A 14,566-nucleotide genomic window follows, 5' to 3' on the forward strand; every position below is an offset into this window, starting at 1 on the left:
GGGAGAGAAAATGAGTCTTTTAGAACTTGCAAAAAAGTATGGAAAAGATGAATATAGTCTTTTGAAAGAAAATCCCGGTTTGGAAAATTTGTCTTTCTTTTCATCACTATCTCTTGGAAACACGGAATGGATAGATATAAAGGGTAAGACATTATTCTTAGGAAGTCAAATAGCTATATTGGATGATTTATGTAAAAAATCAAAAGTATATATTTATGAAGACAATATGGAAAGGCTTGGAAGTGTGCAGGCTGTTTTCGGCATTGATATAGAATATATAACCGATTTTGAGAGCATAGAGCTTAATGATTTTGATACCGTGATTGCCTATGGCAGTGATATGGTAGTTAAGTTAATGCAAAGAGAAAAGCCGAACACAAAGCTGGTTTTGATATTTGATAATAAATACGGAATGAACTACTTTGAAGAAGAGTTTGGAGACAAAGAAGCTTTAAGTGTAAAAGTAGTAAGAGAATGGGTAGGTGAGCATTCTACATACTATCCATATCCGAACTACAGGTATGTGTATAAGCTCTTCTCAGATAAGGAGATGCCGGGAGCAGGTGAGTTTTCACAGATAAAGGCATATGATTATCCAAGATTTGCACTGAAAGATATCGGAGAAAGATTTTCACAGGCTGCAAAAACAGGAGATTTTGACAGCTTTGCAAACTCATATATTATAGTTGCCGGTGGAAATGAGGAGAATGTCTATATCAAATACAACAGAACCAGACTTCCAAAGTATCAGATAAAGACGGAGATCAGACTTAGAGACGGTAAAAAGTATGTTGTAAAGTCCGCTTTGAAAAAAGAGGGTATTCCACATATTTTGGGTATGTATGACGGCGCAAAGCTTATTAAAAATGACAGCGTAACAGTTCTTGAAGGAACTTTTAAAAATGCCGGAGAAATAGACTTCCCGTTTATAAACGGAAAGTCTTTAAGCAGGCTTTGTGAGGACTGTATAAGAAAAGATATTAACGGATTTATAGAAGGCGTTAAAGAATATCTTAAAAAGATAGTGGATGAGGATGCTCTTAATCTGGATGCAATATTTGATAATTTTATATTGGACGGCGATAAACTTACAGCGATAGACTGCGAGTGGATATTTGACGAGTCAATGGATTTTATAAAGGATAGAGAACTCTTTATAAAATATCGCGCTTTACACAGCTTCTATCAAAACAATTCAAATAAGATTCAGGATAAATTCAGTTTAACTGAAACTGATTTTATGGCAAGTTTTTGTATAGATGATATTGACGGAATGGACTTTATCGAAAGAAGATTCCAGGATTATATACATGGAGATTACCAAGAGGTTTATCTGGATAATTACTTTGTAGAGACTGTAAGCCATGAAACTCTAAACGATGGATTGGTAGCACTTGCCGAATTGCCACATGCAAAAAATAAGATAAATGAGCTTACTGAAATCAATAAGGACAGAGAGCTTGCCATCAAAGAGATGAACAGGCTTAAGACACTTACAGATAATCATGTAAACAATCTGGGCATCATAATAGATAATTTAAGGCATGAGAATGAAGAGCTTGCAAAGACATTAAATGTTTATAATAACAATCTCTCTATTCCGTTTAGGATAAGAAGAAAGCTAAGTACTGTTTATAATAAGAAATATCCTAAAGGAAGCGTGGAAAGAAAGAAGTTGAACTACAGACTTATGAGTATTTTCCACCCTATAAAGTATTTTAAGCTGACCCATTCGGAACAGGGAAGAAACCTTATAGAGGGTGAATTTAAGATAGGTGATCTATACAGGGAAAAGGGTAAGATAAACTTCCCATATGTGGAAAATCCTAAGGTAAGTATTATTATACCGGTATACAATCAAATACATTATACCTATGCCTGTCTGGTGTCAATTCTTGAAAATACTGAAAGCTTTGACTATGAGATAATTATTGCAGATGATGTATCCACAGATGCGACAAAGGAAATTGACAAATTCGTAAGCGGGCTTGTAATTGCAAGAAATGAAAGCAATCAGGGATTTTTAAAGAATTGCAATAATGCCGCAAAAAAGGCAAGAGGCGAGTATATATTCTTCTTAAACAATGATACAACCGTACAAAAGGATTGGTTGCCACCTCTGATAAAACTGCTTGAGTCTGATGAGAGTATAGGGATGGTAGGTTCAAAACTTATATATCCTGACGGCAGATTGCAGGAGGCCGGCGGAATCATATGGAGTGACGGCAGCGGCTGGAACTATGGAAGATGTGATGATCCGAATAAGCCTGAGTACAATTATGTAAGAGATGTGGATTATATATCCGGTGCCGCAATAATGCTTAGCAGAAAACTCTGGGAAGAAATCGGAGGATTTGATGAGAGATATGCACCTGCATACTGTGAGGATTCCGATCTTGCCTTTGAAGTGAGAAAAAGAGGCTTAAGAGTGGTATATCAGCCGCTCAGTGTGGTAACTCACTTTGAGGGAGTATCAAACGGTACGGATGTCAACGGTACAGGTCTTAAGAGATATCAGGTAGAGAACAATAAAAAGCTTCAGGAAAAATGGAGTGAGGAGTTCAAAAACCAGTACGACAATGTCGGTGTACCGAATGCATTCAGAGCCAGAGAAAGAAGCAGAGGTAAAAAGGTCATTCTCTTTGTGGATCACTATGTTCCGACATTTGATAAGGACGCAGGTTCAAAGACCACCTTCCAGTATATAAAGATGTTTATAGAAAGAGGTTATGTGGTCAAGTTTTTGCCGGATAACTTTGCCAAGTCCGAGCCATATACTTCCATACTTGAACAAATGGGCGTAGAGGTGCTATACGGTAATGAGATGAGAACAAATATATTTGAATGGATCGAAAACAATCAGTCAAATATTGATATTGCATATCTTAACAGACCGCATATAGCTACAAAGTATATTGATTTCATCAAAGAAAAAACAGATATCAAGGTAATATATTACGGTCATGACTTACATTTTCTGCGTGAAAGAAGAGAGTATGAGCTTACAGGTGATGTGGAAAGAAAAAATGCCAGTGCATATTGGAAGAGTATGGAGCTTGACCTGATGAGAAAGGCAAGCATAAGCTATTATCCTTCAAATGTTGAGGTGGACTATATACATACCTTTGACAAGAAGATAAATGCCAAAGCAATTACAGCCTATGTTTTTGAAAAGTTTGGCAATATTGACTACAATCCCGATATCAGAGAAGGTGTACTGTTTGTGGGAGGATTTTCACATCCGCCAAATGCAGATGCATTGAAGTATTTCCTTGATAATATGTGGGATGAAATCTATGCACAGATAAAAGCACCTTTTTATATAGTCGGTTCCAATGCTACGGACGAGATAAAGGCTCTTCACAATGAAGCTAAAGGAATTATATTTAAAGGCTTTGTCAGTGAAGAAGAGCTGAAAGAACTGTATGAGAAGGTAAGACTTGTTGTGGTACCTCTAAGATACGGAGCAGGAGTAAAGGGCAAGGTAATAGAGGCTCTATACTATAATGATCCGGTAATAACCACAGGTGTCGGAGCAGAGGGTATAGACAACTCATATAATCAAATGCTTGTCGCAGATGATCCGGGTGATTTTGTAGAAAAGTGTGTGAATCTTTATAATGACAAAGAAGCCCTTAAAGCTATGAGCAAGGCGGCAGATGATTATGTGAAGAATAAGCATAGTATAGAAGCTGTGTGGGATATAATAAGGGAAGATTTTTAGAAAAAGAGAGTCTTGGAAATTAAGTTTTCCGAGGCTCTTTTTGCTTTAAAGAGTTATTTAAATTATACATAATAATCAGATAATTAAAACAATATATACAATTAACACAGATTAAAACGGCTATTTAAAGTAAATAATAAAATAAAATGATAAAAATATCAAAAATATAAGAAAATAGTATTGACATAAATAAAATATCTGATATACTGTAGACATAAACAAAGAGAGAATATATTCTTAAAAGTTTGATGAATGCATATCCACAGGGAAAAGGTAGAAAGACTTTAAAAGTGGAAATTTAAGAAAGAGAGGTACAGTCCAAAGAAAACTTAAGTAATGATTAGACTTTGATCTAATCCGGAACCTATAAGAAGATTGATGAGATAATATATTATTGAAGACTCTAAAAGTTACTATCTGAAAAATCGGTTAGGATAGTACTCATACAAGTTTTATGACGAGAAAGTAGAATTTGAATGAGAGATGGACCGTGTAGATAGATTGATAACAACCATGTATTAGATGTGAAAGGAAGCTTATAGGAGGGATAAAACTTAAAAACTGAATAGGAACATCTATATAGAATGTCCGGTAAAATCGTGGTAGGACATCAGAAATATAGAAAAAAGGTTCTTTATGGAAGCGAGGATTAATCGATGGAACCAGGAATATTTTGAAGAGAGCATTAATGTGAAAGGTTAGTGCTCTCTTCTTTTTTATGTAAATGTAGGGATTTAAAGTAAACGAGTGTATAGATTTTCGTAATTTGGTTAGGTTTTACTAACTTAAGAATGCTAAAAGTTGCTTTCCATATACAAAATATATATTTTTTAAGCAAATAAATACAGATTAAAAGACAGAAAACCTGTATACAACTTGAAAAAATAAATTTAAAACATGAGTACTTGTATAAAATTAATAAAATACATAAAAATATATATAAATTTTACAAAAAAGCTTTAAAATTTCTTTTTCATCTGATAAAATAAAAACAGATTAAGCGAATGTGTACATTGGCATATGAACTTATATCAATAGATTATGAGGGAGAAATAAATGGGGAAGAGGACAAAGCTGGCGATACTTGTGGGCGCTATGAGTATTGCAGGTGCAATGACATCTTTTGCCGCAACAGGTTGGCAGCAGGAAAACGGTACATGGGTATACTATGATAAGAACGAAGAAAAAGTATCCCAGAAGTGGCAGCAGTCAGGGGAGTATTGGTATTACCTTGATGATATGGGAGATATGGCAACAGATGCTCTTATCGATGACGGAAATGCTACATACTATGTAGATATCAACGGTGCAATGGTAAAGAACAGATGGGTGGCTATACCGAATACCAATGACTACGATGAAAACGAACCTGATCAGTGGTGGTACTACTTTGGAGAAAACGGTAAGGCGTTTAAGAGAAGTGATTCCACAACAAGTGATGTTACATTAAAAACTATCAACGGAAAGAAATATGCTTTTGATCTTGAAGGCAGAATGCTTTACGGATGGGTTTTACAGGGTGAAAGATTGACAGATCAGGATGCATGGCAGAATGCAAAGTACTATTTCGGTGATGAGAATGACGGAGCTATGACTACAGGCTGGAGAGAGATACTTGTTCATGATGATAATGCGAGAACAATGGAAGAGCAGCCTAATATAGATTACTGGGATACAGATCAGGTAAGATGGTTCTACTTTAAGGAATCAGGCAAAAAGGAAACCGGTAATCTCGGTAAGACAATCAATGGAAAGAAGTACGGTTTTGATGAGTACGGCAGAATGATTGCAAGCTGGTATACAGAAGCTACACCTTCTACAGCAGTTTCAAAATCGGCAAGAGCTGACTATACAGAGAGTTTTATGTACTTCGCTACACCTGAGGACGGAGCAAAGTCTACCAAGGGATGGTTCAAGGTGGTTCCGGGATACTTCCTCAACAAAGGTAAATGGGAAGAGGACGGAACGGCTTGGTACTATGCTGACGGAAAAGGTCATATCAGTGCAAATGAGATAAAGAGCATTAACGGAAAGAAGTATGCTTTTGATGATAAGGGCGGTATGATATCAGGACTTGGATTGTTTGAGATGAAGCTTCTTGATAACGGAAAATATTCTACTACAGAGTTTGTAGATAAACTCGGTTCAGGAAACAAAGCGGTTCCTTATTCTACACAGGAAAAGTTTGTGGATGCTATAGGAAAGGTTCATTACAGTGATTTCCTTTCAGGAAAGTATCGCATGATGTATTTTGGAGACGGTAAGGACGGTGCTCAGAAGTACGGAAAGCAGACTGTTAAGCTTGACGGAGAAGACAGAACTTTCTATTTTAAGGAAGGCGGATCAAATAAGGGAAGCGGATTCAACGGTATAAAGGATGAAAGACTCTATATCGCAGGACTCAATATAAAGGCTGATCAGTATGACAAATATGAGGTTGTCGTAGTTGATAAGAGCAATGACAATCAGTTGGTATATAAGGGAACTGTAGGAGAGCTTCTTACAATGACAGGTTATGTGGCTTCTGTAGAAGAAAAGGATAATAAGACTACATGGAAGATCACAACTCCTAACTCAAATTATCAGGTGAAATTACTCGGTAACTCGGGAACTATTGTAAAGAGCGGTACAAAGAGAGACGGAGAAGACTACAAGATTAAAGTAAACAATAAGGTTATCACAAGTGTGACTCTTGAATAAGAATAAAAGTAAAGGGGATGTGAAAAAACTCGATTGAGTTTTTTCGCATCTCCCTTTTTACATTTATTGTGTATAGTTGACTGAAATCATACGCGAAAAAAGCGCACTTCCCCTACCCCATAGAAATTCTTTTTTTGAATCTATGCGGCAGTTCTGTTTCTCATCTTTTTTTTCTGATATTTATATAAATTATGTCCTATCGCCACGAGTAAAACTTCCAGTTTGACTGAATGAATACCTCTTCGGACAATTCTCTTGTACCAACGGTCGTTTTTCATAATTCCGTAAGCGCCTTCTGCTTGTATCGAACGGTTCATTCGTAATAACGCACCATGGATACTTTCTAGGTTTTCAATTACTTCCTGATGCATGGAAGTTAGTTCCTGATTGATCCGAACGGTTCTATTCTTATCTGTATTCTTACATTTCTTTGCATATGGACATCCGCTACAGTCTTCACATTCATACAGTTCTTCCTTGCGTCCGTACTGATTTCCCCTCACATCTTTTCTGCATAAAAAATGGAATGCTTTATCGTTAGGACATCTCATGACTCCTTGCTCATCGATTCTGAAGTTAACTGCACGAAATGGATCTTCATGATATTTCCGATCCTTAGTTTCCTTTTTAAACATTGGAAATTTCATATACTTTTCAATTCCGTTCTGTTCACAGAAAATATAATTGTTGTATGAGCCATATCCGGCATCTGCCACAGGATATTTGGGATAGAATCCATAAGTTTGTTTGAAGTGCTCCATCAAAGGAACGAAACAATCCATATCTGAACGATAATGGTTCACGTCAACAACTGCAATATATTCATCTGCTACACCAATCTGTACATTATATGCCGGCAGAAGCTGATCATTGCCCATGTAATCCTTTTTGATACGCATAAAGGTAGCCGAGTTATCTGTTTTAGAGTAACTGTTTCGGTCAGGACCACAGATTTCAATTTTTTGTATGTATTCTTGAAGTTTCTGACAGAAAGTAGTCAAGTGTTCATAATGACGCTGTTCTTTGGATTTTCGCTTTCCGCTTCCGTAAACAAATGTACTTGTATCCAGCTCCCAAAAAAGTACCAGCTGCTCAACGATTTCATTCAGATAATCCGGTACATACTCTGTATTTGTTGTGATCTGCACCCCACTCCATGCGATTTCTGCATTAATTTCCTCAATCTCCGCAGTGATTTTTTCGTAAAGCTTGTAACGGAACTTTTCCGTAGCCTTCTTCCATACCCAGGTATACTTGTTTGCGTTTGCTTCAAACTTGGAGCCGTCGATGTAGAGATGTTGCAGATCTACATGCTCCTCGTTAAAGATAGCATGATTGATGTCGTTAAAAATGTTTTCAATCTTATCTTGAAGTATTTCGTTGATAAAATATCCAAAGGTTCTGTATGACGGAGTCCGGTGATCCATTAGATACATGAACCTGATATTAACTTTGCAGTTGTCTTCAAGTTCTCTCAGAGAGCAGTAACCGCTAGTCATAAATCCGAAAAGTACTGTTTTTAACATGTTGACCGGATTATATCTGAGTCGTCCGGTTGTGTACTCCGGAATATCCGTCAGATACTTGTTTAAATCGATTCCTCCTATCAATCTGTCAAATGTTAAAACAGGATCCAGCAGATCCAAACAATCTGAAAGAAACAGTGGTAAATATCCTTGTTTTGAATTACAATAATTAGTGTGTAAATTTTTCATTGCAAGTTAATTTTACCACAAAAATAGGACCTTTCGCATGATCGAATGGTCCTATTTCTTTTAGGTACTTATTTCACAGCCCCTGTTTTTATGCTCCGAATATTTCTTTTGTTTCTACATTGAACTCACCGTTGTCGGCTACTTCCATTATCATGTAAGTTGGAGTATGTCGGGCCTGTCGGGGATATCCGAGAGAGCCCGGATTTAATATGGTGACCCCGTCAATAGTTTTGTAAAACGGTCTATGTGTATGACCGTACATTGCAAAATCACATCCTCTTGAAAGAGCTTCATCTTTTAAGATATCTACACCCATACTTACACCGTACTGGTGTCCGTGAACCAAAAGGGCCTTGTGATTTTTTATATTTACTTCCTTTTCTCTTGGAAGCTGTGAAAAGAAGTCATTATTACCCTGTACCATATGGCAGGCACAGTCAGGTTCAATCATATAACTTATTTTTGTTTCGCTGCTTTCTATATCACCAAGATGGATTAACATATCAAAAGGCTTTTCTTTACCGATTACCTTTTTCAGTATATCATCCATTCTATGGGTGTCACTAACAATCAGTATCTTCATAAAATTCCTCTAGCTTTTTCTTCATTGCCATAAGTGCTTTTCCTCTATGACTTATCTTGTTTTTCTCTTCAGGACTTATTTCGGCACTTGTTTTATTATATTCGGGCAGAAAAAGTATCGGGTCATATCCGAATCCGTTCTCACCCGATATGGTATGAGCTATAAGTCCCTCCATACTTCCCTCTGTAAATACAGTTGTACCGTCATCAAGTATAGCACAGATGCATGCTCTAAATCTTGCACTTCTTTCATTACCCTGCGCATTTTGCAGTCTGGATATAATGTTTTGATTTTTTATATTGTATGAAGTGTCTTCTCCCATATATCTGGAAGAATATACTCCCGGCTCTCCCCCTATGTAATCCACCTCTAAACCGGAATCGTCAGAGAGAACAATACCTCCGGTGATATCCCAAATGGCTTTTGCCTTTATATAGGCGTTTTCTTTAAATGTTGTTCCGGTCTCCTCCACATCAATAGATATGCCGGCATCCTTTGCGGATATGATATCAAAACCCGGCAAAATTTCTTTGATTTCCTTAAGTTTATTTTTATTTCCGGTTGCAAAAATGATTTTTTTCATTGTTATTCCCGTCCGGTTCTCTTAGGTGGCTTTGGCCCCATATACTGATAGAACCTTGTCTGCATCATACCGTTGTATATCTTTCGGTTTTTATCGGCTTCTTTACCGATGTATTTTTGGGCATCGTCATACGATGTGATAAGATATAGTGACCAGGAATCAAGAGCTGCATATCTGTCCCCAAGACTCTTATAAATGGCCGGAAGATTTTCTTTTTCCTCCAATCTTTCACCATATGGCGGATTTGTAATAATAAATCCATATTTTTTCGGATGAGAAAGTGATGCCACATCTCTGCATTGTAAATGTAACATATCTATAACACCCGCTCTTGTTGCATTGCTTCTGGCAGCTTCTACAACGGATTTATCGATGTCATATCCCTGTATATCTACATTTGTATCGATACTTACCGTTTCTCTTGCTTCTTCATAAGCATCATCCCAAACTTGTTTGTCTATAAGATTTGACCATTTGCCGCTTAAGAAACCTCTTTTAAGTCCGGGAGCAATATTTGCAGCCAGCATAGCAGCCTCTATTACAAAAGTACCGCTACCGCAGAAAGGATCGACAAGTATTCTGTCTTTTTTCCATGGTGTAAGCATAATAAGGGCGGCAGCCAAAGTTTCTGTAATAGGAGCCTTGGCGGTCATAGTTCTGTAACCTCTTTTATGAAGAGATACTCCGGTGGTATCAAGTCCTATGGTAACAATATCTTTATTTAAAGAAACTCTAAGCGGATAATCGGCGCCTGTTTCTTCAAACCATTCCTTTTTATAAATTTTTTTCATTCTCTCAACCATAGCCTTTTTGACTATGGACTGGATATCGGAAGGAGAGAAGAGTTTACTTTTTATAGAAGTAGCCTTACTCACCCAGAATCTACCGTCGGCAGGGATATAATCTTCCCAAGGTATTGCGGCAACGGAATCAAAGAGTTCGCTAAAGGTTGTGGCTTTAAACTCCGCAACTTTGATCAGTACTCTTTCTGTAGTGCGAAGCCACATATTGGCTCTGGCAATAGCTTCATCGTCACCTTCAAAATATACCCTTCCATCCTCTACTCTTGTAATATCATAGCCTATATCTATGATTTCTCTTTTTAGAATGGCCTCAAGACCGAAGTGGCATGGTGCGTACAGTTCAAATATTTTTCTCAAGTTTTATCTCCTTTAATACATTGCCGTCAAAATCATATATAGAAAAAAGGTCATTATCAAGTATTGCATAGGAGTTTGGATTTTGTTCCTTTGGAAGTGACGCAGATCCGGGATTTAATATATAAACATCTCCGACTTTTTTTGCTATAGGAAGATGTACATGCCCGTATATGAATGCACCCGCCTTTGGCAGTTTCGGCAGATGCTCCTCTCCATAAACATGTCCGTGAGTTATAAAAAAGTAAATGTCATTAAAATTCCCGATACAATAATCGGATTGCATTGGGAATTCAAGTACCATCTGATCGACCTCGGAATCACAATTTCCTCTTACCGCAATGATGTCATCTTTAAGTTCATTAAGCATTGCAAAGACTTCCTTAGGGCAGTAGTCTCTTGGCAGATCGTTTCTTGGACCGTGATATAAGAGGTCACCGAGCAGTATAAGTTTGTCGGCATTGCTTTCTCTATACTTTTCTAATATTTTTTTTGTATAGAAAGCCGAGCCGTGTATATCGGATGCAAAAAAATATTTCATAAATAAAAGGTCTAAGACCTAGTCCTCCTGTTGTCTGAATTCTACGTTCTGTGTAGCGGCATCCATAGAATCAATTATTGCAAGTGACTCCAAATGGAAACCGAGATTTCTTATAGTACGTCCACCGCTTTGGAATCCTTTTTCTATTGCAATACCTATGCCCTCAACTGTTCCGCCCGACTCATTTACTATAGAGATAAGTCCCTGCAGCGCACATCCGTTTGCCAGAAAATCGTCAATAATAAGAACTCTGTCATCAGCACTTAAAAATTTCTTTGATACTATTACCTGGTTTTTGCATTTATGTGTAAAGCTTTCAACTTCTGCGGTATACATATCACCGTCTATATTGATTGATTTTGATTTTTTTGCAAATACTACAGGAACTCCGAATTCAAGTCCTGCTATTGCGGCAATACCTATACCTGAGGATTCTATTGTCAAAATCTTGTTTATATTGTGTGAAGCAAACTTTGACTTAAACTCTTTAGCCATTTCTAAAAAGAGTTCCACATCCATTTGGTGGTTTAAAAAGGAATCAACTTTTACTACATTACCTTCTTTGATTACTCCATCTTTTTTGATACGCTCTTCTAATAACTTCATGAAAATCCTCTCTCTTTTTGAAAATACACAACAACTACTTACACTAACGTGTAAGCATTAGCAACTCAAGTGCTAATTTCTCATTAATATTACCTTTTTTTATAGCTTCTTCCAACTCGATTGCGTTTTTGACATAGGATAAAAGCAATGCCATGTCAAAACCACGGGCTTGACGCATAAGATTTTTAACTACATAGGGATTAAGCTTCAGATTTGATGCTATATCCTTTTCGTTAAAACCTGCAGACATCAATTCTTTGATTTGCAACAGCTGGTTAAACTGTCTTGTGATAAGAATCATTATTTTTAGTGACGGCTCTTTTAAAGCTACCAGGTCCTCATATATATCCAAAGCTTCTTTGATTTTATTGTTGGTAATCATTTTTACCAGCTCAAAGATTCTGTTGGTCAGACTGATGCTTGTTATCGCTATTATATCTTCCTCTTCTATAATATCTTTGTCAAGAGTATAGGAGAGTAATTTATCCAATTCGCTTTTTATTCTTTCCATATCATTTCCAACTCTGGCAATAAAAAAATCCATGTTGGAAACAGTGATTTTTTTGCCGGCTTTGTTTATGATATTTCCTGCCCAATTTTTCAGCTCGTCATCTGTAGGATGATTGAGTTCTGCGATATATCCGATATCCTTGACCTTTTTGTAGAGTTTTGAACGCTTATCGATTTCTTTTTCTACAAAAATAATTTTTGTACTATCGGGTTTATCTGAAATATAGTTTAAAAACTTATCGTTTCCGGATTTAAACCATTGACTTTCTTCTATAAGAATACATCTGTATTCTGAAAAGAACGGAAGCGTATTGGCAAAGTCAATAATAGCGTCTACATCTATCCCCTTTCCTTCAAAATAGGCATAGTTCATTTGGTCATCACCTACAATAGCCGTTTTCAATCTTTTTTTATAGCTGTTTTTTAAAAATTCATCATCACCTGATAGTACATAAATGCCTTTGAATGTGGAAGTTTTCAAATCATTATTTAATACTTTCATGAGGATGATTATAACATGAATAGAAAAAAGCCACCAGTAAAAAGTCTTGAAAAATATAAGGATATACATATATAAAAAAGTCGTTAAAATAGTGTTGACACGAATTTAAAAGTTTGGTATTATATCAAAGCTGCTCAAAACGAGCAGAAAAAGTTCAAAAAAACTTCAAACAAATTTAAAAAAGTTGTTGACAAGATGAAATGAGCTTGATATAATAGCTAAGCTGTTTCAAACAGCAAAGCAAACGAACCTTGATAATTTAAGATTAAACAGTACACACAACCCTGAAAATTCACATATTTTTCTTAACGAGAACGAGCGAAGCGAAGTCCGAGTTTAGAAAAATAGCGCACCTCGTCGAGCAAAGCGAGACGATGGTGTTACATATAATATGTAATGAGATTTCAGTAATAACAACGTTTAGATTCGAACAGAATTTAAAACCTTTAAAAAACAGTAGATCTGTGAAAACAGATGCAAGCTAGCGAGAAGGCTAGATTAAACTTTTATATGAGAGTTTGATCCTGGCTCAGGATGAACGCTGGCGGCGTGCTTAACACATGCAAGTCGAACGAAGCTACCCAAAGGAAGTTTTCGGATGGAATTTTAATAGACTTAGTGGCGGACGGGTGAGTAACGCGTGGATAACCTGCCTTATACAGGGGGATAACGGAGAGAAATTTCCGCTAACACCGCATAAGACCACAGCACCGCATGGTGCAGGGGTAAAATATTTATAGGTATAAGATGGATCCGCGTCCGATTAGCTAGTTGGTGAGGTAAAGGCCCACCAAGGCGACGATCGGTAGCCGGCCTGAGAGGGTGAACGGCCACATTGGGACTGAGACACGGCCCAAACTCCTACGGGAGGCAGCAGTGGGGAATATTGGACAATGGGGGAAACCCTGATCCAGCGACGCCGCGTGAGTGAAGAAGTATTTCGGTATGTAAAGCTCTATCAGCAGGGAAGAAAATGACGGTACCTGACTAAGAAGCCCCGGCTAACTACGTGCCAGCAGCCGCGGTAATACGTAGGGGGCAAGCGTTATCCGGATTTACTGGGTGTAAAGGGAGCGCAGACGGCAATGCAAGTCTGAAGTGAAAGGCGTGGGCTCAACCCATGAACTGCTTTGGAAACTGTATAGCTTGAGTGTCGGAGGGGTAAGCGGAATTCCTAGTGTAGCGGTGAAATGCGTAGATATTAGGAGGAACACCGGAGGCGAAGGCGGCTTACTGGACGACAACTGACGTTGAGGCTCGAAGGCGTGGGGAGCAAACAGGATTAGATACCCTGGTAGTCCACGCAGTAAACGATGAATACTTGGTGTCGGGGAGGTAAACTCTTCGGTGCCGCAAGCTAACGCATTAAGTATTCCACCTGGGGAGTACGTTCGCAAGAATGAAACTCAAAGGAATTGACGGGGACCCGCACAAGCGGTGGAGCATGTGGTTTAATTCGAAGCAACGCGAAGAACCTTACCAAATCTTGACATACTCTTGAATAGCTTTGTAATGGAGCTAGACCTTCGGGACAAGGGATACAGGTGGTGCATGGTTGTCGTCAGCTCGTGTCGTGAGATGTTGGGTTAAGTCCCGCAACGAGCGCAACCCTTGTCGTCAGTAGCCAGCAGTAAGATGGGCACTCTGACGAGACAGCCGGAGATAATCCGGAGGAAGGTGGGGATGACGTCAAATCATCATGCCCCTTATGATTTGGGCTACACACGTGCTACAATGGCGTAAACAAAGTGAAGCAAAGCCGCGAGGCCAAGCAAATCACAAAAATAACGTCTCAGTTCGGATTGTAGTCTGCAACTCGACTATATGAAGCTGGAATCGCTAGTAATCGCAGATCAGAATGCTGCGGTGAATACGTTCCCGGGTCTTGTACACACCGCCCGTCACACCATGGGAGTCATCAATGCCCGAAGTCAGTGACCTAACC

The 14,566-nt window shown here is 38.0% G+C and carries 9 protein-coding genes and 2 other annotated features; of the genes, 2 read left to right on the top strand and 7 right to left on the bottom strand.

The genetic code is table 11. The features are described from left to right. Positions 1-10 precede the first annotated feature (10 nt). Both HMPREF1135_RS10835 and HMPREF1135_RS10840 read left to right on the top strand, forming a co-directional pair. A complete protein-coding gene (locus HMPREF1135_RS10835) occupies positions 11-3,724 on the top strand; it encodes a glycosyltransferase (protein WP_007595113.1) in 3,714 nt (1,237 codons plus the stop codon). A 1,056-nt stretch (positions 3,725-4,780) separates the two neighbouring features. Further along, positions 4,781-6,424: an N-acetylmuramoyl-L-alanine amidase family protein gene (locus HMPREF1135_RS10840; RefSeq protein WP_007595114.1), complete on the top strand. Its 1,644-nt coding sequence runs from the start codon at positions 4,781-4,783 to the stop codon at positions 6,422-6,424. Positions 6,425-6,564: 140 nt separating this feature from the next. Here HMPREF1135_RS10840 and HMPREF1135_RS10845 read toward each other — a convergent pair whose 3' ends face one another. From HMPREF1135_RS10845 to holA, 7 genes are all read right to left on the bottom strand, one after another. Continuing rightward, positions 6,565-8,139, bottom strand: coding sequence for a transposase (locus HMPREF1135_RS10845; protein ID WP_007595116.1), 1,575 nt, complete (start codon positions 8,137-8,139; stop codon positions 6,565-6,567). A gap of 88 nt (positions 8,140-8,227) precedes the next feature. Further along, the gene (locus HMPREF1135_RS10850) at positions 8,228-8,722 is read right to left on the bottom strand and encodes a metallophosphoesterase family protein (protein WP_007595118.1); all 495 of its coding nucleotides are present in this window, start codon (positions 8,720-8,722) and stop codon (positions 8,228-8,230) included. Beyond that, complete coding sequence (rdgB, locus tag HMPREF1135_RS10855) at positions 8,703-9,305, bottom strand: RdgB/HAM1 family non-canonical purine NTP pyrophosphatase (protein ID WP_007595120.1); 603 nt, start codon at positions 9,303-9,305, stop codon at positions 8,703-8,705. The genes HMPREF1135_RS10850 and rdgB overlap by 20 nt, the downstream gene beginning before the upstream one ends. 2 nt (positions 9,306-9,307) lie before the next feature. Next, positions 9,308-10,465 (bottom strand): THUMP domain-containing class I SAM-dependent RNA methyltransferase, encoded by a 1,158-nt coding sequence (locus tag HMPREF1135_RS10860; protein WP_007595121.1) that lies wholly within the window; start codon positions 10,463-10,465, stop codon positions 9,308-9,310. Further along, complete coding sequence (gene yfcE, locus HMPREF1135_RS10865) at positions 10,449-11,003, bottom strand: phosphodiesterase (RefSeq protein ID WP_007595123.1); 555 nt, start codon at positions 11,001-11,003, stop codon at positions 10,449-10,451. Before yfcE ends, HMPREF1135_RS10860 begins: the two co-directional genes overlap by 17 nt. Positions 11,004-11,021: 18 nt before the next feature. Next, complete coding sequence (locus HMPREF1135_RS10870; RefSeq protein ID WP_007595124.1) at positions 11,022-11,609, bottom strand: xanthine phosphoribosyltransferase; 588 nt, start codon at positions 11,607-11,609, stop codon at positions 11,022-11,024. Between the two features lie 43 nt (positions 11,610-11,652). Further along, positions 11,653-12,621 (bottom strand): DNA polymerase III subunit delta, encoded by a 969-nt coding sequence (gene holA / locus HMPREF1135_RS10875; protein ID WP_034243151.1) that lies wholly within the window; start codon positions 12,619-12,621, stop codon positions 11,653-11,655. 514 nt (positions 12,622-13,135) lie between these two features. After that, positions 13,136-14,000: a sequence feature (16S ribosomal RNA rRNA prediction is too short), on the top strand. 1 nt (position 14,001) lies between these two features. Further along, positions 14,002-14,513: a sequence feature (16S ribosomal RNA rRNA prediction is too short), on the top strand. Positions 14,514-14,566: the final 53 nt, after the last annotated feature.

Source organism: Lachnoanaerobaculum sp. OBRC5-5 (assembly GCF_000296385.1).
Taxonomy (GTDB): domain Bacteria; phylum Bacillota; class Clostridia; order Lachnospirales; family Lachnospiraceae; genus Lachnoanaerobaculum.